Source organism: Rhizobium sp. NZLR8 (genome assembly GCF_019685025.1).
In the GTDB taxonomy this organism is placed as follows: Bacteria; Pseudomonadota; Alphaproteobacteria; order Rhizobiales; family Rhizobiaceae; genus Rhizobium.
The window spans coordinates 239,334-263,731 of sequence record NZ_JABDVY010000009.1 but is presented as its reverse complement, the minus strand read 5'-3'; the positions used below and the strand labels follow the sequence as shown (position 1 = coordinate 263,731).

At 61.2% G+C, this 24,398-nt stretch carries 23 protein-coding genes and 1 tRNA gene; 7 read left to right on the top strand and 17 right to left on the bottom strand.

What is annotated here, in order from left to right; translation table 11 throughout:
* Positions 1-225: 225 nt before the first annotated feature.
* Complete coding sequence (locus HJB89_RS20935) at positions 226-1,308, bottom strand: hypothetical protein (protein ID WP_221150488.1); 1,083 nt, start codon at positions 1,306-1,308, stop codon at positions 226-228.
* Between the two features lie 38 nt (positions 1,309-1,346).
* On the opposite strand from HJB89_RS20935, the gene HJB89_RS20930 reads away from it, so the two are divergent.
* Positions 1,347-1,526 carry a hypothetical protein gene (locus tag HJB89_RS20930; protein ID WP_221150487.1) on the top strand — a complete coding sequence of 60 codons (180 nt, stop codon included), beginning with the start codon at positions 1,347-1,349 and terminating at the stop codon, positions 1,524-1,526.
* 51 nt (positions 1,527-1,577) lie between these two features.
* Here the strand turns inward: HJB89_RS20930 and HJB89_RS20925 are convergent, their stop codons facing one another.
* The 3 genes from HJB89_RS20925 to HJB89_RS20915 are packed head-to-tail and all read right to left on the bottom strand — an operon-like array spanning position 1,578 to position 3,565.
* Positions 1,578-2,381: an anti-sigma factor gene (locus HJB89_RS20925; RefSeq protein ID WP_221150486.1), complete on the bottom strand. Its 804-nt coding sequence runs from the start codon at positions 2,379-2,381 to the stop codon at positions 1,578-1,580.
* Positions 2,378-2,983, bottom strand: coding sequence for an RNA polymerase sigma factor (locus HJB89_RS20920; RefSeq protein ID WP_221150485.1), 606 nt, complete (start codon positions 2,981-2,983; stop codon positions 2,378-2,380). The genes HJB89_RS20925 and HJB89_RS20920 overlap by 4 nt, the downstream gene beginning before the upstream one ends.
* 45 nt (positions 2,984-3,028) lie before the next feature.
* Positions 3,029-3,565: a tetratricopeptide repeat protein gene (locus HJB89_RS20915; RefSeq protein ID WP_221150484.1), complete on the bottom strand. Its 537-nt coding sequence runs from the start codon at positions 3,563-3,565 to the stop codon at positions 3,029-3,031.
* Positions 3,566-3,734: 169 nt separating this feature from the next.
* Here HJB89_RS20915 and HJB89_RS20910 point away from each other — a divergent pair, with 169 nt between their 5' ends.
* The 3 genes from HJB89_RS20910 to HJB89_RS20900 all read left to right on the top strand — a co-directional run bounded on the left by HJB89_RS20910 (position 3,735) and on the right by HJB89_RS20900 (position 6,609).
* A complete protein-coding gene (locus tag HJB89_RS20910) occupies positions 3,735-4,787 on the top strand; it encodes a type III polyketide synthase (protein WP_221150483.1) in 1,053 nt (350 codons plus the stop codon).
* Positions 4,784-5,287: an isoprenylcysteine carboxyl methyltransferase family protein gene (locus HJB89_RS20905; protein ID WP_221150482.1), complete on the top strand. Its 504-nt coding sequence runs from the start codon at positions 4,784-4,786 to the stop codon at positions 5,285-5,287. The genes HJB89_RS20910 and HJB89_RS20905 overlap by 4 nt, the downstream gene beginning before the upstream one ends.
* Before the next feature lie 74 nt (positions 5,288-5,361).
* Positions 5,362-6,609, top strand: coding sequence for an FAD-binding oxidoreductase (locus tag HJB89_RS20900; protein WP_207583009.1), 1,248 nt, complete (start codon positions 5,362-5,364; stop codon positions 6,607-6,609).
* On the opposite strand, the gene HJB89_RS20895 is transcribed toward HJB89_RS20900, so the two are convergent.
* The 8 genes from HJB89_RS20895 to HJB89_RS20860 all read right to left on the bottom strand — a co-directional run bounded on the left by HJB89_RS20895 (position 6,599) and on the right by HJB89_RS20860 (position 15,271).
* The gene (locus HJB89_RS20895; protein ID WP_221140251.1) at positions 6,599-7,138 is read right to left on the bottom strand and encodes a gluconokinase; all 540 of its coding nucleotides are present in this window, start codon (positions 7,136-7,138) and stop codon (positions 6,599-6,601) included. The genes HJB89_RS20900 and HJB89_RS20895 overlap by 11 nt on opposite strands.
* A 28-nt stretch (positions 7,139-7,166) precedes the next feature.
* A complete protein-coding gene (locus tag HJB89_RS20890) occupies positions 7,167-8,120 on the bottom strand; it encodes a peptide ABC transporter ATP-binding protein (protein ID WP_207583007.1) in 954 nt (317 codons plus the stop codon).
* A complete protein-coding gene (locus HJB89_RS20885; protein WP_207583006.1) occupies positions 8,117-9,133 on the bottom strand; it encodes an ABC transporter ATP-binding protein in 1,017 nt (338 codons plus the stop codon). The genes HJB89_RS20890 and HJB89_RS20885 overlap by 4 nt, the downstream gene beginning before the upstream one ends.
* Positions 9,133-10,023: an ABC transporter permease subunit gene (locus HJB89_RS20880; protein ID WP_207583005.1), complete on the bottom strand. Its 891-nt coding sequence runs from the start codon at positions 10,021-10,023 to the stop codon at positions 9,133-9,135. The genes HJB89_RS20885 and HJB89_RS20880 overlap by 1 nt, the downstream gene beginning before the upstream one ends.
* A gap of 9 nt (positions 10,024-10,032) precedes the next feature.
* Positions 10,033-11,037 carry an ABC transporter permease subunit gene (locus HJB89_RS20875; protein ID WP_207583004.1) on the bottom strand — a complete coding sequence of 335 codons (1,005 nt, stop codon included), beginning with the start codon at positions 11,035-11,037 and terminating at the stop codon, positions 10,033-10,035.
* A gap of 86 nt (positions 11,038-11,123) precedes the next feature.
* Positions 11,124-12,719: an ABC transporter substrate-binding protein gene (locus tag HJB89_RS20870; RefSeq protein WP_207583003.1), complete on the bottom strand. Its 1,596-nt coding sequence runs from the start codon at positions 12,717-12,719 to the stop codon at positions 11,124-11,126.
* Between the two features lie 360 nt (positions 12,720-13,079).
* Positions 13,080-13,562, bottom strand: a complete 483-nt coding sequence (gene rirA, locus HJB89_RS20865; protein WP_207583002.1) for an iron-responsive transcriptional regulator RirA — start codon at positions 13,560-13,562, stop codon at positions 13,080-13,082.
* Between the two features lie 212 nt (positions 13,563-13,774).
* Positions 13,775-15,271: a CoA-acylating methylmalonate-semialdehyde dehydrogenase gene (locus tag HJB89_RS20860; RefSeq protein ID WP_207583001.1), complete on the bottom strand. Its 1,497-nt coding sequence runs from the start codon at positions 15,269-15,271 to the stop codon at positions 13,775-13,777.
* 176 nt (positions 15,272-15,447) lie between these two features.
* Between HJB89_RS20860 and HJB89_RS20855 the strand changes: the two genes are divergently transcribed.
* Positions 15,448-15,762, top strand: a complete 315-nt coding sequence (locus HJB89_RS20855; RefSeq protein WP_207583000.1) for a putative quinol monooxygenase — start codon at positions 15,448-15,450, stop codon at positions 15,760-15,762.
* Positions 15,759-16,640 (top strand): LysR family transcriptional regulator, encoded by an 882-nt coding sequence (locus HJB89_RS20850; RefSeq protein ID WP_207582999.1) that lies wholly within the window; start codon positions 15,759-15,761, stop codon positions 16,638-16,640. Before HJB89_RS20855 ends, HJB89_RS20850 begins: the two co-directional genes overlap by 4 nt.
* On the opposite strand, the gene HJB89_RS20845 is transcribed toward HJB89_RS20850, so the two are convergent.
* From HJB89_RS20845 to HJB89_RS20830, 4 genes are all read right to left on the bottom strand, one after another.
* A complete protein-coding gene (locus HJB89_RS20845; protein ID WP_221150481.1) occupies positions 16,637-16,804 on the bottom strand; it encodes a hypothetical protein in 168 nt (55 codons plus the stop codon). The two genes, HJB89_RS20850 and HJB89_RS20845, sit on opposite strands and share 4 nt — an antisense overlap.
* A 48-nt stretch (positions 16,805-16,852) precedes the next feature.
* Complete coding sequence (locus HJB89_RS20840) at positions 16,853-17,290, bottom strand: DUF4174 domain-containing protein (RefSeq protein ID WP_221150480.1); 438 nt, start codon at positions 17,288-17,290, stop codon at positions 16,853-16,855.
* 96 nt (positions 17,291-17,386) lie between these two features.
* Positions 17,387-17,463: transfer RNA gene (locus tag HJB89_RS20835), tRNA-His, on the bottom strand.
* Between the two features lie 130 nt (positions 17,464-17,593).
* Positions 17,594-18,043 (bottom strand): phasin, encoded by a 450-nt coding sequence (locus tag HJB89_RS20830; RefSeq protein WP_221150479.1) that lies wholly within the window; start codon positions 18,041-18,043, stop codon positions 17,594-17,596.
* Between the two features lie 214 nt (positions 18,044-18,257).
* Between HJB89_RS20830 and HJB89_RS20825 the strand changes: the two genes are divergently transcribed.
* The gene (locus HJB89_RS20825) at positions 18,258-22,136 is read left to right on the top strand and encodes a PAS domain-containing sensor histidine kinase (RefSeq protein ID WP_221150478.1); all 3,879 of its coding nucleotides are present in this window, start codon (positions 18,258-18,260) and stop codon (positions 22,134-22,136) included.
* 238 nt (positions 22,137-22,374) lie between these two features.
* On the opposite strand, the gene HJB89_RS20820 is transcribed toward HJB89_RS20825, so the two are convergent.
* Positions 22,375-24,327 (bottom strand): acetoacetate--CoA ligase, encoded by a 1,953-nt coding sequence (locus HJB89_RS20820; protein ID WP_221150477.1) that lies wholly within the window; start codon positions 24,325-24,327, stop codon positions 22,375-22,377.
* Between the last annotated feature and the right edge of the window lie 71 nt (positions 24,328-24,398).

The window sequence follows — 24,398 nt, the reverse complement described above, 5'->3', positions numbered from 1 at the left end:
TCGACCGAACTGTGACGCTCAAAATTTGATCGAATTTCCCTGGTTTTCCGAATACACGTAGGGAGCCAAATCAAGCAATGATTTTGGGACGAAATGTTGAGATCATATTCGTCGCGCCGAGAAGCACATCCAGTTCATTCCCATCGACTACCCACGGTAGACACAATGTCGACCGCGGATCTGCAAGGGTTTGATGCATCAGGTTGGTCTTTAACGACCTCCGGGCTAGTCTGCCCTGCCATCCGCCCGCCCGTTCACGAACGGCAGCACCCGATGGACGAGGCGATCGAATTCCAGCCATAGCGGAGGAACTTTCAGCTCCCACACTTCATTTGTGATTGGGTCGGCATGCCCAGCAGCGATGATTATCTTATCGCCCACAACATAAGTCGATTGTTCATGTCTTGGTCGCCAGCTGTCAGATAATGGCATTCGGGTCCAATCAATGCCGTTGTCCGTGAACCAAATTCCGCCGACGTTAAGCGTGTCTTTGCTCCAGCCACCAATGACCCACATGCGGTCTCGATACTCTGCCGCCGAGAACCAGATCCGTCCGCTCCATGGCGCATTGGAAACTTTTTTCCAATTGATACCATCTTCAGAGTTCCAGACGTCGTTCAAGGCGATGTAGTCTGGATGATAGGACCCGCCGCCAAGAACCCATAGTTTTCCGTGATAAGCGATGGCTGCGTGAAACGCCCGTGGCTGCCATGCCGCGTGTTCTGTCACTTTAGTCCAATTGATACCATCGCTGGAGCTCCACACGTCGTTCTTAAGGGTCTGCTTGCCATTAACCCACTCAAGCCCCCCGAGAATCCACAGCTTGCCATTTAGCATCACAATTGGCGTAGCTGTTCTTGGGCTCCATGAAGCCGCTGCTTGCACGTTGTTCCAGTGAATTCCGTCATCGGAATTCCATACGGCATTGGTGGCAGGATGATCTGGATCCGAGAGTGTGGTCCCACCTAGTACCCACATTCGGTCCTTGAACACGATCGTCATTGGCAAGTCGGTATAGTGGAAAGGTAGCTCCGGCTGGACTAGATCCCACTTGACACCATCCGTCGAGTTCCAGACATCCCTGAGCAACTCTGTCGGCTTTGTTTTCCAGCCACCCAGGAGCCAAAGCTTGTTGTGATACACGAATTCTCCAGCCGAGTCGCGCGGTTGCCAACGAGCGACAGCTATCCGCTTCAAATTGGGTGCGGGGAACCCCGGTGCTCCGCAATAAATCCATCCGACAACAAGACAAAAAACGACCAATGGAAATACGCAGAAAAACAAAAGCCGTTTGACGTTTAAATTCATGATTTCATCCCGTATCACCGAATGGAGAGCAGGCGTTTATGGCCGCACAAGCGCTTCATGCGCACAATTGCCGATTGTCAAAACTTGCTCAGGGCCGCCAGCTGTGGCGCGGGCCAGTGCGACGCGATTATGTTGATGATTATTTCTGCGGATCACCCAAATTAAGTTTCATCACCCGGCTCGATCCCGCCGACGACGAAGACGGAGCCAAATTTTGATCACCTCAATTGCCGGAAAAAATGGTGCAGTTCAATCCCCTTGCTTCGTCCTCAAAGCTGCACCCTCCCCCGCACCCCATCCGCAATCGCCGTCATCCGATCCGCCGCCACATGGCCGATCAGCATGAAGGCATGCGTCGCGTTCGACCAGTAGACGACATTCATGCCCTTGCGGTTTTCGAGGTCCGGCGCCTTGATGCCTGCATCTGATCTGACGATGCACAGCGCCATCGGGCCGGTTTCGGGGTCGAGATAGGCGATCTGGGCGAGCGGTTTGCCGTCATATTGCAGCAGCAAAGCGCGCTTGAAATCGATGCCCGGCAGCGAGACGGCTTCGGGAGACAGCGACAGGCCGAGTTTGTCGTCGAGGGGGCCGAGCTGGGCGGCCTGGGACTCCCTGGCAGGAACGGGGCCTGCCAGCGTTTCCGGCGTATAGAGCGAGATATAATCGGCGACCACGGCGCGCCATTCGCTGTTTTCGTCCCTTGCCGAAAAGCTCCTGCCGATGCCGATGAAAGCGCGGTCGATGGCGATGCCGGCAATCAGCGAGGCGGCAAGCGCGCCGAGGAAGTGGCGACGGGTGGCGAATGTGGGTGCGGAGCCGGATTTTGTGCTGTTAGCCGCCGGGATTGCGGCGAGCATCGTCTCCAGTTTCCGGCGCGGGGCTTCGGCGAGCAGCGGGGCAAAGGCCGGCTCGAAGGGCAGGCTGGCGCGGGCCAGGAATTCCAGCCGCTCGGCGACGCTCTCGTCTTCATTCACCATGGTCTCGATGCGTGCGGCCTCTTCGGCCGTCAATTCGCCGTCGATGAAGGCGGTCAGATCCTCGTCGGAGGGAATGATTTGCTTCGTGTTCATTGCCGTCCCCCTTCCAGGCCATCGCCTGAGAGCTTGGCGCGGGCTGCCGCCAGCCGGCTCATCACAGTTCCGATCGGAATATCCAATATGCTTGCCACCTCGCGATAGGAAAGCCCTTCGACATAGGCGAGGAAAACCACCGTTCTCTGTGCTTCGGGCAGCGCATTCACCCGTTTCAGCACCTGACCGGCCATCACCCGCGTTTCGGTGGAATGCGCGCCGTCGAAAGTCAGCGTTTCCCGGGCATCGACGAAACCCTGGCCCTGGCGCACCCGGCGGGAACGGATCTCGTTCAGCCAGATCGAATGGAGGATCGAAAACAGCCAGCGGTCGAGCCGGGTGCCGGGAATGAACTGATCGGCGCGTTCCAGGGCGCGAACGCAGGTCGCCTGCACCAGATCGTCGGCGACATCACGCTGATGCGAGAGAACAAGACCATAACGCCACAGCCTTGCCAGATTTTCAGTCAGGCCGCTCCTGATATCCGCTTCGCTGGCGATGGCCGCCTCCGCCGATCCTGCATTTTTCGGAACCGCCGGACGAACCGGCGATTCCATTCTCGCGCGACTATAGGCAGGAAATGAGGTAGGCGCGACAGACATTCTCACATGCCTTTCTCTGTTCCGTTTCCCGCCGGTGCCTGCCAATCAGATCTTCGACGGGTCGATGATGGCGGCGTTCAGATCCTGATATTCCTCACAAGAGGTGCCGCAGATCGCCTTGATGGTGCTCAACTGATCCTTGGCGAGGTCGAGCTGACCCTTGATGACATAGGCTTCGCCGAGATATTCGCGGACCTTGGCGTATTGCGGGTCCATCTTCACCGACTTGAGGTAATAGGAGATGCCCTCGTCGGTGCGGCCGAGCTTGCGGGTGGCATAACCGCGATAGTTCAGCACCTCGGCCGTATTCTGGTCCTTGACCGTGTCGAGCATGGCAAGCGCCTCTTCATAGCGGCCGGTCTTGGCCAGCGAATAGGCGTAGTCGGTGCGGTTCTCGTCCGAGACGTTGGCGCTCTGCTGCTTGACGCATTTCTTGGTCTTCTGGTCGTAGATCTCACCCTTCTTGCAGGTCGGCATCGTGCTGCTGTCATTGCCGGCTGCAAAGACCGGGCCGGAGAAAACGGAAGCGGCAAGGCAGCCGGCGAGAATGAGGGAAGCAATACGGACTGTCATGATCGTCATGGGAAAACTCCTCGAAAGTGACGTTGCGAGGAGAAAACACCGCTGCCCCGCGCTTTATTCGGCAGCCTTCCTATTTTCTCCATCACGGCTTCGTGAAGCCACCGAGGCCGAATAGATCGTCGAAACCGGGTGTTCTCAGCGTTACGCCGGGAACGACAAGGAGAATTTAGTGACCGATACCGTAAAACTCGTCAGCCTCGCCGTCGCCGCACCCGAACATGTCATTTTCCAGAAAGAGGCGGTCGAAGCCTCCGGCCGGCTGTTTGCCGATCGTTTCGAGGATTTCCGCCATCTTGCCCGCGTCTTCGACAGTGCCGGCATTCAAAAGCGCCATGCGGCACGGCCGCTTGCCTGGTTCGACGAACCGCATGGCTGGCAGGACCGGATGCAGGCCTATGCGGAGGTGGCGGGTGAGCTCTTCGTCGAGGCCGCCACCTCCGCCCTTCGTCAGGCCGGGCTGACGGCCGACGATGTCGACTGTGTGGTTACTGTCTCCTCCACCGGTTTTACAACGCCGAGCCTCGACGCGCAGCTGGCCCGCCGGATGGGCTTCAGGGCCGATATCGAGCGCGTGCCGGTGTTCGGGCTCGGCTGTGCTGCCGGCGTGTCGGGCTTTGCGATCGCCTCGCGGCTGGCGCGAAGCCGGCCGGGCGCCGTCGTGCTGTTCGTCTCGATCGAGCTCTGCACGCTTGCCTTCCGGCTGGACGAGCTGACAAGGCCGAACATCATCGCGACAGCGCTGTTCGGAGACGGTGCCGCCGCCTGCGTGCTCCGGTCAGGCGGAGGCGGCTTGGCGGAAGTGGAATCGACCGGCGAACACCTCTTCCCCGATACGCTCGACATCATGGGCTGGAAGATCGACGATGGTGGCTTCGGCATCGTGCTGGCGCAATCGCTGCCACCCTTTGCCGAGCGCGAGCTTGGCCCGGCGGTGACCGCCATTTTGGCGCGAAACGGGCTGAGGCCTGCAGATATCGACCGCTTCATCTGCCATCCCGGCGGAACGAAAGTGCTGGCAGCGATGGAGAGCGCGCTTTCGCTGGCGCCTGGCTCGCTCGATCACGAGCGCGCCGTGCTTGCCGACTACGGCAACATGTCGTCACCGACCATCCTGTTCGTGCTGGAACGGGCGATCCGTGCCGGGTTGCCGGGGCGCGCGGCGATGATTGCCATGGGGCCAGGCTTTTCGGCCAGCTGCGTGACGCTGAGGAGAACGGCATGATGTGGCCGTCGATCGCGCTGCTTACCTTCGTGACGCTGCAGCGGCTGGCGGAACTGGCGCTCGCCCGGCGCAACACCGCCGCCCTGCTCGCCAAGGGCGCCAGAGAGGTCGCGGCGGAGCACTATCCCGTCATGGTGGCGCTGCATACAGCCTGGATCATCGGGCTCTGGCTGCTTGCTTCAGGGAGGCCGGTCGAGCCGTTCTGGTTTGCCGTGTTCATGGGGTTGCAGGCGCTGCGGCTCTGGGTGCTGGCGACGCTGAAGGGCCGCTGGACGACGCGCATCATCGTCCTGCCCGGCGCGCCGCTCGTGACATCGGGACCCTATCGCCTCCTCCGGCATCCGAACTACGCGATCGTCGTCGGCGAGATCGCCGCCCTTCCGCTGGCCTTCGGACTGCCGTTTTACGCGATCGGCTTTTCGCTTCTCAACGCCCTTGTCCTCTATATCCGCGTGAAGGCTGAAAATGCCGCACTGAAAAGCGCAATGATTTTGAAATGAATGCGATTTTTCGTTTGCGCGGCGGTATCCGCACGGGCATTTTCACCCGATAAACAAAGCGGAATGCAGGGGAAATGACGAAGAACGCAATCGTGCTCGGCGCCGGCATCGTCGGGGTGTCGGCGGCCATCCATCTTCAGCGGCGCGGCCGGCAGGTGACGCTGATCGACCGCAAGGATCCGGGCAGCGAGACCTCCTTCGGCAATGCCGGCCTGATCCAGCGCGAAGGCGTCATGCCTTACGGCTTTCCCCAGCAGCTCGGGCTTCTGCTGCGTTATGCACTGAATAACCGCACCGACGCGCATTATCACCTGCGCACGCTGCCGAGCCAGGTCGGCTTTCTCGCCCGCTACTGGTGGAATTCCAATGCGCGGCGCCACGCGGTCATCACCCGGGCCTATGCGCCGCTGATCGAAAATTCAATTGCCGAACATAAGGATCTGGTCGAGGCGGCGCAGGCCGAAGCGCTGATCCGCAAGGACGGCTGGATGAAGATCTTCCGGACTGAGGCCAAGCGTGACCAGGCCCTGGCGGAGGCCGCACTTTGGCAGAATGAATTCGGGGTGGAATATGACAGCCTGACCTCGGCCGATATCGCCCGCATGGAACCGGATATAACAGGCGATTTCGCCGGCGGCATCCACTGGCGCGACCCCTGGTCGGTGCTCGACCCGCATGCGCTGACATCGGCCTATCGCCGCTATTTCGAAAGCCTCGGCGGCCGGTTCGTCAAAGGCGACGCCGCCTCGCTCGGCCAGTTCGGCTCCGGCTGGAAGATCATGACTGCGGAAGGCCCCCTCGAAGCCGACGATGCAGTTCTGGCGCTTGGTCCCTGGGCGGCGGTTGCGACGCGCCGGCTCGGCTATTCCTTGCCGCTCGGCGTCAAACGCGGCTATCACATGCATTATGCCACCAAGGGCAATGCCGTTCTCAACAACTGGATGCTCGATGCCGAACGCGGCTATCTCATGGCGCCGATGCGCCGCGGCATCCGTCTGACGACGGGCGCGGAGTTCGCAACGCTCGATGCGCCAAAGACGCCGGTCCAGCTCGACCGGGCCGAGGCCGTGGCCCGCACGATTTTCCCGCTCGGAGAGAGGCTCGATCCCGAACCCTGGATGGGTGCCCGCCCCTGCACGCCGGATATGATGCCGATCATCGGCAAGGCGCCGCGCCATCAGGGACTGTGGTTCGCCTTCGGCCATGCCCATCACGGGCTGACGCTCGGACCGGTGACCGGCCGCGTGCTTGCCGAACTCATTACCGGCGAGGCGCCGTTCATTGATATTGCCGCCTATTCGCCGCAGCGCTTCAAGCCGTGATACCGAGGGCTGCAAGACCTTCGAGGGCCGTGGCCGAGATGCCGTCGATCGTGTCGTCGATATCGACGGTGACGACGCCATGCTCGCCGGTCGGCGCTTCAAGCGTCGCCAGCTGGCTTTCGAGCAGCGACACCGGCATGAAATGGCCCTTGCGCTCGCCCATCCGTTTCGTCAGCAATTGCCTGGAGCCTTCGAGGTAGACGAAAAAAAGATTGTCGCCGGCAGCAGCTCGCAGCCTGTCGCGATAGATGCGTTTCAGCGCCGAGCAGGAGACGATGATGCCCTCGCCTTTCTCAAGCGAGGCCTTCATGTCTTCGCCGATGCGGTCGAGCCAGGGCATCCGGTCCTCATCGGTCAGCGGAATGCCCTTCGACATCTTCTCGACATTGGCGGCGGGATGCAGCGCATCGCCTTCGACGAAGGCCAGGTGCAAGGCTCCCGCGAGCTTTTCGCCGACGGAGGATTTGCCGCAGCCGCTGACCCCCATGACGATGATTGCATGGGGCCCGCTCGTCTGCTCACCCGGCATGTTTCCTCCTAAAACTTGACTTTCCCACTCAATCGAGCGGGAAGTGACAGGCATATTGTTGTGCACCCTCGCCGCTTAGTTCAGGCGAGACCTGGCGGCAATAATCCTGCGCCTTCCAGCAGCGTGGATTGAAATGGCAGCCCGACGGAGGTTTCAGCGGCGAAGGCAGTTCGCCCTGCAGGCGGATGCGGTTCTTGGCGCGGTCGGGGTCGGCGATCGGTGTCGCCGATAGCAAGGCTGCCGTATAGGGATGGCGCGGCCTGGCGAAGACCTCGGCGGCGGGACCGGTTTCCACCGGCCGGCCGAGATACATCACCATCACCTCGTCGGCGATGTGATGGACGACGGACAGGCCATGCGAGATAAAGAGATAGGCAAGTCCCATCTCCTTCTGCAGATCCATCAGCAGGTTCAGCACCTGCGCCTGGATCGAGAGGTCAAGCGCCGATACCGGTTCGTCGAGCACCAGCACCTTCGGCCGTAGCATCAAAGCGCGGGCAATGGCGATGCGTTGGCGCTGGCCGCCGGAGAACATATGGGGATAGCGGCCGTGATGCTCGGGACGCAAGCCGACGCGGGCCATCATCTCCTCCACCTTGCGGCGGCGCGCGGCGGCGTTGAGATCAGTGTTGATCTTCAGCGGCTCTTCGAGGATCGAGCCAACCTTCTGGCGCGGATTGAGCGAGCCGTAAGGATTCTGGAAGACGATTTGAACCTGGCTGCGCAGGCTGCGGTCGCCGACATGGGCGGGCTTGCCGTCAATCAGCAATTCGCCCGACGTCGGGTTCTCGATCATGGTGACCAGGCGAGCGAGCGTCGACTTGCCACAGCCGGATTCGCCGACGACGGCTAGCGTCTTGCCGGAATGGAGGCTGAAGCTGACGCCGTTCAGCGCCCTGACGGTGGCATCGGCTTTGAAGAGCCCGCGATTGACGGTGTAGAAGCGGGCGAGATCCCTGCCCTCGAGAACAGCGCCCGTCATACGAGATCTCCTGCAGTTTCAACGGCCATGATGCCGGGATGCCCGAGCGGCTTGCCGTCCTTCAAAGGATAATTGCACAGCGCCAGCCCAAGCTCCGGCCCCTGACGGACGACACCGCGGTCACATTCGACCGTGGCGTAGCCGCAGCGCGGCGCGAAAAGACAGCCGGTCGGGCGGCCGTGCTGACCGGGAACGACACCGGCGATCGAGGGAAGACGCTGGCCGACTTCTGCGCGTTCCGGCAGGGCGGCGAGCAGGGCCGCGGTATACGGATGATGCGGATCGCGGAACAGCGCCTTCACCGGCTGCTCCTCGACCTTCTGGCCGGCATATTGCACCTGCACACGCTCGGCGGTTTCGGCAACGACACCCATGTCGTGGGTGATCAGCACCAACGCCATTCCCTGCTCTTTCTGTAGACGCACGAGCAGATCGAGGATTTGCGCCTGGATCGTCACGTCGAGCGCGGTTGTCGGCTCGTCGGCGATCAGAAGCTTCGGATTGCAGGCGAGTGCCATGGCGATCATGACGCGCTGGCTCATGCCGCCCGACATCTGATGCGGGAAGTTCGACAGCCGGTCTTCCGGCGCCGGAATTCCGACCAGGTTCAGGAGTTCGATCGAGCGTTCGCGGCGCTCCTTGCGGTTGAGGCCCATGTGAACGCGCAGGGTCTCGCCGAGCTGGAATCCGACCGTGAAGCACGGATTGAGGCTCGACATCGGCTCCTGGAAGATCATCGCCATGTCCTTGCCGACGATCCTGCGGCGCTGGCGGCCGGAAATACCGCGCAGATCCTGGCCGTCGAACTGCATGCGGTCGGCGGTAATCTTCGCCGTCCAGGGCAGAAGCCCCATCAGCGCGAGCATGGCGACAGATTTGCCCGAGCCGGATTCACCGACGACCGACAGGATCTCGCCCTTGTCGCAGGCAAGCGATACGCGGTCGACGGCGCGGAAGAGACCGGACGACGTCTGGAATTCGACGGTCAGATTTTCAATCTCGAGGAGCGGCATCACGACCTCTTCAGCTTGGGGTCAAGCGCATCGCGCAGGCCGTCACCCATCAGATTGATGGCGAGAACGGTGATGAGGATGGCAAGACCCGGGAATGTTACCACCCACCAGGCGCGCGAGATGAACTCGCGGGATTCGGCCAGCATCGTGCCCCATTCGGGTGTCGGCGGCTGGGCGCCCATGCCGAGAAAGCCGAGGGCGGCGGCATCAAGGATCGCCGCCGAGAAGGCGAGCGTCGCCTGGACGATCAGCGGCCCGAGACAGTTCGGCAGGATGGTCTTGAACATCAGGCGGAAGGTGCCGGCCCCGGCGACACGCGAGGCGATCACATATTCCTTCTCGCGCTCCGATATGACCGAGGCGCGCGTCAGCCGCACGAAATGCGGCTGGTTGACCAGCGAAATCGCGATCATCGCATTGGTAAGTCCAGGCCCGAGCACGGCAACCAACACGAGGGCGAGCAGCAGCGACGGGAAGGCCAGGATGATATCCATCAGGCGCATGATCGCCGTATCGACCTTGCCGCGGAAATATCCGGCGACGAGGCCGATCAGCACGCCTGAAATGACCGAAAGCGTGACGACGACGACGCCGATGAAGAGCGAGAAGCGCGCGCCGTAGATCAGTCGCGACAAAATATCGCGGCCGACGGCATCCGTTCCGAGCGGGAAGGAGATGCTGCCGCCCTCCATCCAGGATGGCACGGCCAGCAGCACCTGACGGTTCTGCTCATTCGGTTCATGTGGTGCAAAGAGCGGCGCGAGGACGGCGACGACCAGGATGATGGTAAAAACCACGAGGCCGATGACGGCGCCCTTATTGCGGGAGAAATAGTGCCAGAATTCCGCGAGAGCGGATGGCTGGCCGGTTTTGATGGTGACGGTGCTCATGAACCGCTCCTAATGACGAATGCGCGGATTGATGAATCCGTAGAGGACATCAACAATCAGATTGACCATCATGATAACGCCGGCGATCAAAAGAAGGCCGCCCTGGACCACGGCGTAATCGCGCTTGAAGACGGAATCGACCATCCATTTGCCGATGCCCGGCCAGGAGAAGATCGTTTCGGTGAGGATGGCGCCAGCAAGGAGAACGCCGATCTGCAGACCGATGGTGGTGATGACCGGGATCATCGCATTGCGCAGCGCGTGCACGCCGACGACGCGCAGCGGCTTCAGTCCCTTCGAACGCGCGGTGCGGACATAGTCCTCACCCAGAACCTCGAGCATCGCCGAGCGCGTCTGGCGGGCGATGACGGCAAGCGGAATGGTCGCCAGCACGATGGTCGGCAGAATGAGGTAGCTGACGGCGGAGGAAAACGCCCCTTTCTGGCCTGACAGCAGGCTGTCGACAAGCATGAAGCCGGTGACCGGCTTGAAGAAATACATCAGCGAGATGCGGCCGGAAACGGGCGTCCAGCCGAGATAGCCGGAGAAGAAGATGATGAGGAGCAGGCCCCACCAGAAAATCGGCATGGAATAGCCGATCAGGGCAACACCCATCACACTCTGATCGAACCACGTGCCTCGCTTGACGGCGGCAAAGATACCGGCGGGCACGCCAAGACAGACGGCGAGGATGATGGCGCAGAGCGAAAGTTCCAGCGTCGCCGGAAACAGCGTCAGGAATTCACCGAGAACGGGCCGCTTGGTGACGATCGAGGTGCCGAGATCGCCATGCAGCAGTTTTCCGAGATAATCGAAATACTGCACATACACAGGCCGGTCGAAGCCGAGATCATGCATGATCTGGGCATGACGCTCCGGCGCCATGACGCGCTCACCCGACAGAAGCATGACGGGGTCGCCGGGAAGCATGCGGATGAAGGAGAAGGCAATGAGGGAAACGCCGAGGAATGTCGGGATCAGCACCGCAAGGCGGCCGATGAAAAAACGCAACATGGCAGATGTCCAATAGTTTCCGGCGGTCAGGAGATCCTGACCGCCGGCTGCGCCCAGCTCTGCCGGGCATTCTTACATTATTCTGGTTATTCGGAAACGTCGACGCCGTCGAAGCGGTGAATGCCGAGCGGATCCATGAAGAAGCCGGAGACCTTCTTGCTCATCGGAACGAAGACGAGCGAGTGATCGAGGGTCGCCCAGGGAGCTTCCTTCTTGAAGATCAGCTGCGCCTGCTCATAGGCCTTGGTGCGCTCGCCGACATCGGCGGTCAGCTTGGCCTTGGTCATCAGTTCGTCGTATTCCTTGTTACACCACTGAGCGCGGTTATTGCCGCCGACGGCGTCGCAGCCGAGCAGCGTATCCATGAAGTTATCCGGGTCGCCGTTGTCGCCGGTCCAGCCGAGGATGACGGCGCCGTCACGCTTCACGTCGGAGGAGAGCTTCAGATATTCGGCCCATTCATGGGTGACGATCTCGACCTTGACGCCGGCCTTGGCGAAATCAGCCTGCATCAGTTCAGCGGCACGGCGCGCATTCAGCATGTAGGGACGCGAAACCGGCATTGCCCAGATCTTCATGCTGAGATCCTTGACGCCGGCATCGGCAAGAGCCTTCTTGGCAGCGTCCGGATCATACTTGTCGTCCTGAACAGCGTCGTTATAGGACCACATCGTCGGCGGGATCGGGTTCTTGGCAACGGCCGCGGCACCCTGGAAGACGGCATCGATGATCGCCTGCTTGTTGATCGCCATGTTGAGGGCGCGGCGAACTTCCGGCTTGTCGAACGGGGCCATCTGCGTGTTGTAGGCGAGGAAGCCGACATTGAGACCGGCCTGTTCCATCACCGTCAGTTTGTCATCCTTCTTCAGTTCGGGAACGTCGGCTGCATTCGGATAGGGGATCAGCTGGCATTCGCCGGCCTTCAGCTTCTGGGCGCGGACAGCCGCGTCGGAGGTGATGGCGAAAACCAGATCGTCGATCTTTTCCTTGCCCTTAAAATAGGTTTCGTTGGCCTTGTAGCGGATGACGGCATCCGGCTGGTAGGCGACGAAGGTGAACGGACCCGTGCCGAGCGGCTGTTGGTTGAGCTGCGCCATCTTGCCGTCGGCTGCGAGCTTGTCGGCATATTCCTTGGAAACGATCGAGGCGAAGTCCATGGCAAGATCGGCGAGGAACGGCGCCTCGGGATGGTTGAGCGTGAACTTGACGGTGAGGTCATCGACCTTCTCAACGGACTTGATCAGATCCGGGAAGCCCATGCCGGCTGCGTATTCGTAGGAACCGCCTTCGACATACTTGTTCCACGGATTGTCGGATTTCAGCTGGCGCTCGAAGGAGAACACGACGTCGTCGGCGTTGAAATCGCGGGTCGGCGTGAAGAAGTCGGTGGTCTGGTACTTGACGCCGGGATGAAGCTTGAAGGTGTATTGCGTGCCGTCGGCCGAAACGCTCCAGCTGTCAGCCAGGCCGGGCTCGATCTCTGTACCGCCATGCTTGAATTCGACGAGGCGGCTATAGACCGTGCGCGACGACGCGTCGAAGGTCGTGCCTGCCGTATAGAGGCTCGGGTCGAAGCCTTCCGGCGAGCCCTCGGAGCAATAAACAAGGGTCTTGGACCAGGCCGACGTCGCCATGACCGAAATCAGGGCCGTCGCTGCCAGCATGACAGAGATCTTTTTCATAATATTGTTTCCCGGTTGTTCTTTTTTGATGTCTGGAGACCGCAGATTGGCATCCCGGTCGACGGTCGATGGAACGACATTTATCTACTGAAAGCAACGGGCTACGGAGAAAATTTTTCCAGTTGGACAATGTTAGAAATTTTCCGTCTAAAATCAGCCTCATTCGGAAATATTCGGATAAAAATATCCCGAATTTCGTCGTATTTTGGATAATTGCGCCTCTTAAGCGTGTCGCGATCGATCGGATTCGCTCCCCACGCGAGGATGTTTATCTCTTGCGAGCCGGTGAGACGCACCAAAATGAAAAACCGCGATTGCCGGGGCAACCGCGGTTTCACAACTCTGTCCTGCTCTTTAAATTCAGGCGGCGGGTGCAATGATCGCAGGTTTGCGATATGGCCGCTCGCCGGTAATTCCGAGCAGGAAATTGATCTGCGGACGCGCCTTGACGAGGTCATCGATGGAATATTCCGAAAGCACGGCGAAGAAGGCATTGAGCGCCTTGCGCAGCGCCGAATTCAGGCCGCAGCTGTCGACCAGCGGGCATTCGACAACACCGTCATCCTCGAAGCATTCGGCCATGGCGAAACTGTCTTCCGTCACCCGAACGACGTCGAAGAGCGTAATGTCTGCCGCCGGCTTACCCAAGCGCACGCCGCCATTGCGACCGCGCACGGTTTCGACCAGGCCCGCCTTGTTCAGCGGCTGGAGGATCTTGAAAAGAAACAGTTCGGAAACGCCGTAAGCCCTGGCGATTTCTGGAATCCGGCTTAGGTGCCCGTCATTGGCAGCACAATACATCAACATGCGAACCGCATAGTTGGTCTGCTTCGTCAACCGCATGCCGATCTCCTGACTCGTGCCTGTTCGGACCTATATAGGCGGTTTGGTAGTTTTGAACAATTCCAAAATATGAAATTTGCATTCAGCTTATGAGGCCATTTGCCGCGACGTCGAATCCTGCTCCGGATTGGGTGCCAAATTTCAATCCCAACAGATCGAACAAAACGGGGGCCAAAAAGGCCCCCGAATTGCAGATCGATCTATCGGTCAGGTCACCTCATCGTCGGCATGACGAATTCGGCGCCGCTCTTGATGCCGGAGGGCCAGCGGGCGGTGACGGTCTTGGTCTTCGTCCAGAACTTGATCGAATCCGTGCCGTGCTGGTTGAGGTCGCCGAAGCTCGAGGCCTTCCAGCCGCCGAAGGAGTGATAGGCGAGCGGAACCGGGATCGGAACGTTGATACCGATCATGCCGATATTGATGCGCGAGGCGAAATCGCGGGCGGCATCGCCGTCACGGGTGTAGATCGCGACGCCGTTGCCGTATTCGTGCTTCATCGGCAGCGACAGCGCCTCCTCGTAGTTCTGGGCGCGAACGACGGAGAGAACCGGTCCAAAAATCTCGGTCTTGTAGATGTCCATCTCGGGCGTGACGTGATCGAACAGGCAGCCGCCGACGAAGTAGCCGTCTTCATAACCCTGGAGCTTGAAATCGCGGCCGTCGACGAGGAGCTTGGCGCCTTCCTCGACGCCGCGGTCGATAAGGCCGCGAACACGGTTATAAGCGTCCTTGGTGACGAGCGGGCCCAAGTCGGCCTGGTCGTCGGTGTAGGGGCCGATGCGCAGCGATTCGATCTTCGGGATCAGCTTTTCCACGAGGCGGTTGGCGGTGTCCTCGCCGACCGGAACGGCAACCGAGATCGCCATGCAGCGCTCGCCGGCCGAGCCGTAGCCTGCGCCCATCAGCGCGTTGACCGCCTGATCCATATCGGCGTCCGGCATGATGATCATGTGGTTCTTGGCGCCGCCGAAGCACTGGGCGCGCTTGCCGTTCATCGCCGCAGTGCCGTAGACGTAGCGGGCAATCGGCGTCGAGCCGACGAAGGAGACGGCGCCGATATCCGGATCGCTGAGGATCGCATCGACGGCACCCTTGTCGCCATTGACGACATTGAGGATGCCGGCCGGCAGGCCGGCCTCGATCATCAGTTCGGCAAGACGGATCGGCAGGGAAGGATCACGCTCGGAGGGCTTCAGGATGAAGGCGTTGCCGCAGGCAATCGCCGGCGCAAACATCCACATCGGGATCATGCCGGGGAAATTGAAGGGGGTGATGCCGGCGCCGATGCCGACCGGCTGGCGGATCGAATACATGTCGATCGCCGGCCCGGCACCCTCGGTGAACTCACCCTTGGAGAGATGCGGAATGCCGCAGACGAATTCGCAGACTTCGAGGCCGCGGATGACGTCGCCCTTGGCATCCTCGATCGTTTTGCCGTGCTCCCTGGAGAGCATTTCGGCAAGCTCGTCCATGTGTTTGTTCAGGAGTTCGACGAACTTGAAGAAGACGCGGGCGCGGCGCTGCGGATTGGTGGCGGCCCATTTCGGCTGCGCAGCCTTGGCGTTTTCGACGGCGGCGCGCAATTCCTCGGCGCTTGCGAGTGCGACCGTCGCCTGCACTTCGCCCGTTGCCGGATTGTAGACATTGCTGACGCGGCCGCTGGTGCCGGCAACCTGCTTGCCGCCGATGAAATGACCGATCTCATGCATGGGATGTTCCTCCTGTTTTTGGATGACCCACAATCGCACTTCAATTTGCACAAATCAATGCGCTGATATAAGTAACCGTTGTGCGTATATTATAGCTCTGCCGTTATGTGCGACGCTGCTGCTCCGAACTTGGAACGGTGTGCGGACAAGTCAAACCCGAGGGGAGGACAAAACCGATGCGCCGGGAACCTGTCGTCAGAATGGCAGAGCTGGAGATCGATCCGGACATGCTGGAAGCCTACCGCGTATTGCTCACCGAAGAAATCGAGGCCTCCGTCGCGCTGGAAGACGGCGTAATTTCGCTCAGCGCTGTTTCCATCAGGGACAATCCAAACCGGATCCGAATTCTCGAGGTCTATGCCGACCAGCAGGCCTACGAGGCCCATCTGCAAACACCGCATTTCCTCAAATACAAGACCGCGACGGCCGGCATGGTGACATCGCTGACGCTGATCGAGGTCGATCCGATCGCAATGCGGGCCAAGCCATGAACTGGGACGATGTCCGGATTTTCCTCGCGGTCGCCCGCACCGGGCAGATCCTTGCCGCCTCCAAGCGGCTGGGGCTCAACCACGCCACGCTCTCGCGTCGACTGACGTCGCTGGAAGAGGCGCTGAAGACCCGGCTTTTCATCCGTCGCACCAATGGCTGCGAGTTGACGGCCGAAGGCGAAGTGTTCCTGGCATCGGCAGAGCGGATGGAAACGGAAATGCTCGCTGCGCAGGCCAAGCTCGGCCACACCGATACGGCGATCGCCGGGACGGTGCGCGTCGGCGCGCCGGATGGGTTCGGTGTTTCCTTTCTTGCGCCGCGCATGGGCCGGCTGATCGAGCGCCATCCGGCGCTGAAGATCCAGCTTGTACCGGTGCCGCGCTCCTTTTCGCTGTCTCAGCGCGAGGCCGATATCGCGATAACGCTGGAACGGCCCGAACAGGGGCGGCTCGTCTCCTCCAAGCTCACCGACTACACGCTCGGCCTCTATGCCTCGCGCGACTATCTCGCCTCCAGGGGCACGCCCGGTGATATCGACGCGCTGAAGGCGCATCCGCGCATCGGTTACGTCGAAGATCTGATCTTCACCGCCTCGCTGAATTTCTCCGGCGAGGTGATGCGAAGCTGGGATGCGAGCTTCGAAATCTCGACGGCGATCGGGCAGACGGAGGCGGTGCGATCCGGCGCCGGCATCGGCATCCTGCACGATTATATTGCCCGGCAGTATCCGGAGCTGCAGCGCATCCTGCCGGACGTTTCGATCCGGCGCGCCTATTGGACGACCTATCACGAAACGGCGCGCGACCTCGTACGCGTCAGGAGCGTCGTCGACTTCCTGCAGGAACTGGTCAGCGCCGAACGGCAGATCTTTCTTTAAAGACCGCCAACGTGCTTTGCCGGCTCGTCGTTCTCATCGGGATTGGGAACGGGTGCCTCGTGGGGAAGCCTGTCCGGCTCGGGCTCGGTGATCGGCGGCATCGGCTTCCAGCCGGGTGCCGGCATCGGCGGCTGATCAGGAATGGGTTCGTTGGGCACGGACATGACCGCCTCCCTTTTCATAATGTTCGATTAAGCTCACGTTCGGCCGGGTTATCTGTCCGGCTTCAGCGGTTCGGCAGCGCGCATCGGCATGCTGTCGATGATGGCGAAAAGCTCGCCGGCGGTGATCGGCTCGCTGAGCTTGAGCTTCACGGTGCCGTCCTTGCCGACAAGGAAGGCGGCGAATTCCCCGATCTCCGCCACCTCGAAATCGCGGCGGATCGCTTCGCCTTCAAGACCATCCGCGTCACCGAAGAGCGGCCGGACACCCGCGCCGGATATCTTGAGCACCACCAGATCCCGCTCGTCGAGGGCTGAGCGGTCGGCCAACAACTGGTTTTCCTGGCGGGCGGCGCGGGCATTGCCCTTGTCGGCGAAAACAACGAAGACGCGGTTCTTCCACTGGAAGGCAGCAAGGCTTTCGACCGGCGCATAAGCGCTGTTGGTCTCGTCGATTTTGGTCGCGCCGTAGAGAAGGGTTTTCGACATGCATATTCTCCCGTTAACTTGGAGAACGGCGCGAGATGGGATGGGTTCCATCGAAACGGCGGGAACTGGGTTTTCGTTCTGATCGTGTGGGGGAGATGGTACGGTTGGGGGGTCTCGAACCTCCGACCTCAGGTGCCACAAACCTGCGCTCTAACCAACTGAGCTACAACCGCATAAATCGCGCTTGGCGCGACGGGGGTCACATACGAGGACTTGGCGATGAATTCAAGCCCCATTCCTCGTCAATATAGAAAAAGGCTGGACGCGGGGTCCAGCCTTTTGTCTTCGACCGGTCAAGACCGATCAGGCAACCTTGAAAGAAGCCATGGCCTTTTCGGCCGCTTCCTTGGAGGGCTTTGCCAGCTTTTCGGCCACCTGCTTGGTGGTTTCCTGCATCGACTTCGCCTGCTCGACGGTGAGCTCGGCCTGCTTGCGGATGAACGAGGTCTGCAGCTCGAAGAATTCTGCGACGGACTTGACGCCGAGCAGCGCTTCCATGTGCGACAGCGAGTTCTCGGCATTGATCCGCAGAACGTCGATCGCCTTCAGGCCGATCTCGACGGTGCCGGCCTGCGCGGTCTGTACGGTGGCTTCGAGCGTCCTGCCGGCTTCTTCGCCAGCGGTCTTCAGCTTGGCATAGGCGTCCTTCGACTGCTGAGCGCCCTTTTCGGCGAATTCACGGAAGGATTCCGAGAACTTGGACGGGTCGAAAGAAGCGATTGAAAAAACGTCGTCGGTCTTTATGGTAGCCATGGGTCGCATCCTTTGGGCTGAGGCAGTCGCTGCCTGCAATAGTTGGGATGATGCTTATATAAGACATTCCATTGTGCATTGCAACATTTATTGTGCAATGCACAAGACGTTAACCTTGCCGGCCGAAAACCCCCTCCTCTTCTGGACCCGCATGCGCCCTGCAGTTATTAATAAGCCGTTAATTTAAGAAGGCCGACAGCGACAAGGTTTGATCATGCCCGCAGTCCAATATCCGTTCATCGATATCGCCGTGCATGCGCGGGTGCGGGAACGATTTTCACGCGGCGAGGCGATGGTGCTGTTTTCGGCCGATCTTGCCCGCCTGCTCTGGGCGAACGGTGCCGGCGCCGAACTATTCGGCCATTCGGCCGTCTATGATCTGCTCGACCAGGGCGTCGACCGCAGCGACATTACCTTCCGCCAGCTGGAAACGGCCGCGCGCCAACTTGCCGATATCGGTGACTCCAGAAGCCTGATGATCCGCGTTGCCAAGGGCTTCCAGCGCGTGCAGGTGCAGGCGGCGGCCGAACTGATCCGGCTTTCCTCAGGCGAAAAGGCCATGCTGTTTTCGGTGCCGGTCTCGGCAAAGCCGCTCGCAGCCAGCGCCTCGGCGGCCCAGATGCTGCAGGGGCTTGATGATCCCGACACGCATATGGCGGTGATCGGCGCCAACGGCGACGTCATCGCCGCCTCGCCAGGTTTTGCCTCGCTCGGGATTTCCGAGCAGACGGCAAAGACCTTGATTAACCTTGCCGGCGCGCATCCCGACCGGCTGGTGAAGCGACCCGTCGCCACAGGCAGAGGCAATCTTCCGGCAGCAGTCGGCAAGCTCAGCGACGAGCCGGCGCTCAATCTGCTCTTTGCGGTGGAGACCGCGATCGGCCATCTCGACCCAATCGACACACCCGCGGCGCCCGAACCGATCGATGCGCCGGCGCAGGAAGATAGCGTGTCACCGGCCGAACAGCTCCACGACGAGCCGGTTGCCGCCGCAGGCTTTACCGAAATCATCGAGGCGGTGTCGGGGATTGAGGAAGTCGAGGAAACGCTCGAGGAAATCACCGGTGAAAATGATCTGCCGGCAGAGACCGCAGCGGCATCCGCAGACGAGGTGGTTGAGGAGACCGATCTCGCCGGGCATGCGGAGCCGGAGTGCGACGGCGGCGTGATCGACAGCAGCGCGGATGAAGCCAACGAGCCTGCCTCCATCATCGAGGACGACCTGGCCTCCGTCACGGAGACGGTGGAAACAGCGGCAACGGCGGAAGCGCCTGTCGAAGACATCGAAGCGCCTGTCGGAGAGGGGCCGGAAGCGGTTCACGAAGAGCCCGTCATTGCAATGCCTGTGGCCCCCTCCCCCGTCCCCGAGCTTGCAGCTGAACCCGGCTTCGTTTTCAGGCCGAACAGCCGCGCCACGCGCTTCGTCTGGAAGATCGATGCAGAGGGCCGTTTCAACGAGGTCAGCCACGAATTTGCCGATGCCGTCGGTCCGCATGCATCCGACATTATCGGTTCTGCCTTCGGCGATGTCGCCGCCCTCTTCAATCTCGATCCCGATGGCAAGCTTGCAGAGGCGCTCGCCCGCCGCGACACATGGTCAGGCAAAACGATCCTCTGGCCGGTCGAAGGCACCAGCCTCGTTGTTCCGGTCGATCTGGCGGCGCTGCCGACCTATACCCGCAACCGCGACTTCGACGGTTTCCGCGGCTTCGGCGTCGTCCGGCTTTCCGATGCGCAGGAAGATCCGCTGGCACTCGGCCTGACGCTCGGCCCAGACGGTATCGGCCATGATGCGGCAAGCCTCGGCCCGGTGTCCGAGACCATTGCCGAGGTGGAACACGCAGTGCCGGCAGTGCAGGAAGAGGCCGTAATCGAACCGGTCCTGACGGATGAGGTCGAGGACCAGGCGTTTGCGGCAACCGAGCCGGAGACGGAGACTGAGCCCGCGCCGGAAGAGATTGCCACCGAGCAGGCGTCCATTGAGCAGGAGTCAGGCGAGCAGGCATCTGGCGAGCCGGTTTTCCAGGAAAGTGTTTCGCAAGCAGCAGGCGATAGTGCCGATGCCCGTGATATCTCCGCCGCCGAACCGGAAGCGGAAACATCGGACGAGCCGCCGGCGCTTCGCATTTCGGAAACGCCCAATCGCCGTTTCTCCGACAAGATCGTTCAGCTTCATAACAGCAGCGCCGGACTGACGGCCGCCGAGCAGGCCAATTTCCGCGAGATCGCCAAGCGTCTCGAGGCCTTCGGCGCCAGCAAGGATGAAGCTGCTGCGCCGGCACCGATCGAACCCGTGACGGAAACGGCCAGCTTCGAAGAGGCTCCCGAATCGGAAGACCTCGCGGCCGAAACACCCGTTGCCAACGAGACGGAAGTGCCGTCGCTCGAGGAGATCGCGCCGCAGGAAGCGATTTTCGAGAATGCCGACGACGCGGCGGGCGACGACGACGGCGCCGCCGAGGAGCCTGAAGTCTTAACCGAGGACGAGGCGACGGAAGGGCTGGAGGAGACGGTCAGCCAGATCGAGGTCCTGACGAGCTTCATCCCGCCGCGCATCAAGATGACCGACGGGCTTTCGCTGGGAACGGTCGACCAGCTGCCGGTTGCCGTGCTCATCCATGTCGGCGATGCGCTGATCCATGCCAATCCGGAATTCATGCGGCTGACCGGCTATGCGACGCTCGACGCATTGCGCGAGGTTGGCGGCATCGAAGCCCTGCTGCAGCGCCGCGAACTCGAGGAAAAGGCCGCAGGCTCCGGCACAATGATGCTGGTCAAGGCCGACGACAGCCTGGTTCCGGTGACGGCGCGGCTGCAATCGGTGCGCTGGGAAGACGCCAATGCCCTGATGCTGGCGCTGATGCCGGTGGAAGGCAAGGATGATAGCCGCAGCGAGACAAATCGCTCTGAGGGCCGATCCGAAGCCCGGTCCGAAGCGCGTCCCGAGCGGATGGTCGAAAAGGTCGCCAAGCTTCAGGTCGAGGTAGAGGAACTGCGCTCGATCCTGGAAACGGCGACCGACGGCGTCGTCGTCATCGGCACGGAGGGCGATATCCGCTCGATGAACCGGTCGGCGAGCGCGCTCTTCAATTACGATGAGCAGGAGACGCGCGGCAAACCCTTCGTTATGCTGTTTGCCCATGAGAGCCAGAAGGCAGTGCTCGACTATCTCCATGGACTCTCCGGCCATGGCGTCGCCAGTGTGTTGAACGACGGGCGCGAAGTGATCGGCCGCGAGGCCGCCGGCGGCTTCGTGCCGTTGTTCATGACGATGGGCCAGCTCACCTCCTCCAACGGCTATTGCGCCGTCATCCGCGACATCACCCAGTGGAAGCGCACCGAGGACGAGCTGCGCAACGCCAAGGGTGCGGCCGAAACCGCCAACGCCCACAAGACCGATTTCCTTGCCCGCGTCAGCCACGAGATCCGCACGCCGCTCAACGCCATCATCGGCTTTTCCGACATGATGGCCGGCGAGCGCTTCGGGCCGATCGGCCATCCGCGCTATATCGAATATGCCAACGACATCGGCCGTTCCGGCCGGCACGTTCTCGATATCGTCAATGACCTGCTCGACATTTCGAAGATCGAGGCGGGCGAGATGGATCTCGATTTTGCCGCCGTCGGCCTCAACGAGGCGGTCGCCGAGGCCGTGGCGCTGGTCCAGCCGCAGGCAAACGGCCAGCGTGTCATCATCCGCACGGCGCTGTCGCATGCGGTGCCAGAGGTCGTGGCGGATCTGCGCTCGATTAAGCAGATCGCGCTCAACATCCTGTCGAACGCCATCCGCTTCACCCCATCAGGCGGGCAGATCGTCGTTTCCACATCCTATGAGGCCAATGGCAGCGTCGTGCTCAGAGTCCGCGATACCGGCATCGGCATGACGCGCAGCGAACTCGACCAGGCGATGAAGCCGTTCCGGCAGGTTTCCTCGACTCAATCGCGCCATCGCGGAGACGGCACCGGGCTCGGCCTGCCGCTGACCAAGGCGATGGTCGATGCCAACCGGGCGGTGTTCTCGATCAATTCGGCGCCGAACGAGGGCACGCTCGTCGAAATCACCTTCCCGTCGCAGCGCGTGCTGGCAGGTTGATCGCGATAAAGAGGAAGCGCTCGGCATAAAGAAAAGGCAGCCGAGGGCTGCCTTTGAATTTGGTGCTGTTCAACAAGAGCTCAGTCGATCACCATCATCGAAAGCCGGAAGGCTCCAGGCCGCCTCGTTCATTTACGGCCCCCAAGTTGGCTTTTAGATTTGACAAACCTTTCTTAACGAAAGGTTTCCATGACAGTGCATGGATAAGTGACAAAAGCTTGTAACTTCCGATCCGCCATCAATCCTTGAGTTCCTCCAACCCCGCGAAGAGCTGCAACGTCTCGGGATTGGCGAGCGCTTCCTGGTTTTTCACCGGCCTGTTGTGGACGACCTCGCGCACCGCAAGCTCGACGATCTTGCCGGATTTGGTGCGGGGAATATCGGCGACCGCGATGATCTTCGCCGGCACGTGCCGCGGCGAGGCTCCGGTGCGAATACGCGTCTTGATCGCCTTGACCAGATCCTCGGTCAGCGCCACACCGGTGGCAAGGCGAACGAAGAGGATGACGCGCACATCGTCGTCCCACTCCTGGCCGATGCAGAGCGCCTCGGCCACCTCGTCCATCTGCTCGACCTGATTGTAGATCTCGGCGGTGCCGATGCGCACGCCGCCGGGATTGAGCGTCGCATCCGAACGGCCATGGATGATCAGGCCGCCATGCTCCGTCCATTCGGCAAAATCGCCGTGGCACCAGACATTGTCGAACCGCTCGAAATAGGCGGCGCGATACTTGGCGCCGTCGGGATCATTCCAGAACATCACCGGCATCGATGGGAAGGCTTTGGTGCAGACGAGCTCCCCCTTCTCGCCGCGCACCGGTCTGCCATCATCGTTCCAGACATCGACCGCAAGGCCGAGGCCGGCCCCCTGGATCTCGCCGCGCCAGACCGGCTGCAGCGGATTGCCGAGCACGAAGCAGGAGACGATATCGGTGCCGCCGGAGATCGAGGCAAGCTGCACATCCTCCTTGATGCCCTCGTAAACGAAGGTGAATCCCTCAGGCGACAGCGGCGAACCGGTGGAGGTCATCAGCCGCAGGCTGGAGAGGTCGTGGCTTTTGCGCGGCGTCAGCCCGCTTTTGCGCACCGCATCGATATATTTCGCCGAGGTGCCGAAGATCGCAAATTTTTCGGCCTCGGCATAGTCGAAAAGCACGTTGCCATCGGGCGCAAAGGGCGAGCCGTCGAACAGGCAGAGCGTGGCGCCGCTGGCAAGGCCGCTGACCAGCCAGTTCCACATCATCCAGCCGCAGGTGGTGAAGTAGAACAGCTTCTCGCCCGCCTCCAGGCCGCAGTGCAGCCGCTGCTCCTTGAGGTGCTGCAACAGCGTGCCGCCGGCCGAATGCACGATGCATTTCGGCACGCCTGTCGTGCCTGAGGAAAACAGGATGTAGAGCGGATGGGAAAAGGCAAGCGGCGTGAACTCGACCTCCCTTGCCTCATAGGGCGCGACAAAGGCTTCCAGCGTCGAGGCACCGGGCGTTTTGAGGGTCACCGCCTCGGCATCACCGGCATAGTGGACGACGACCGTGGGCACACCCAAGCTTTTGGCGACCGTGGCGACCTTGGCGCCGACGTCCTGCAGCTTGCCGGAATACCAATAGGCATCGCAGGCGATGAACAGCCTGGGGCCGATCTGGCCGAAGCGGTCGAGCACACCCTGCTCGCCGAAATCAGGAGAGCACGACGACCAGATGGCGCCGATCGAGGCGGCGGCAAGCATGGCGGCGACGGTCTCCGGCATGTTCGGCATCATCGCGGCGATGCGATCGCCTTTATCGATACCAAGTGCTGCAAAGGCCTGCTGCAGCTTCGAGACCAGCGCGCGCAGCCGATCCCACGACCAGCGGTCCTCGGCCTTGTCTTCGCCGCGGAAGACGATGGCGTCGCCCTCGCCGCGGCCGGCCAGCAGGTTCTCGGCGAAGTTCAGCGTCGCATTGGGAAAGAAGCGGGCCTCCAGCATGCGGTCGCCATTGGCCAGCACCTCTGCGCCGCGTTCGCCCTTGACGCCGCAGAAATCCCAGACGGTCGACCAGAAATTCTCCCGCTCGGCCACCGACCAGGCATGCAGATCCTCAAAGCCGGAAAGCGAAAGCCCGAAATCGGCGTTGCAGCGCTCCATGAAGGCATGGATCGGGCTTCTTGCAACGGCATCCTCCGAGGGCACCCAAAGTGGTCTATTATCCTGCATTCAATTCCTCCTCCCCAATGCCGTCTTATATCATGCTGCATTGCATTATAAAGTGCGGAACCAACGCGATC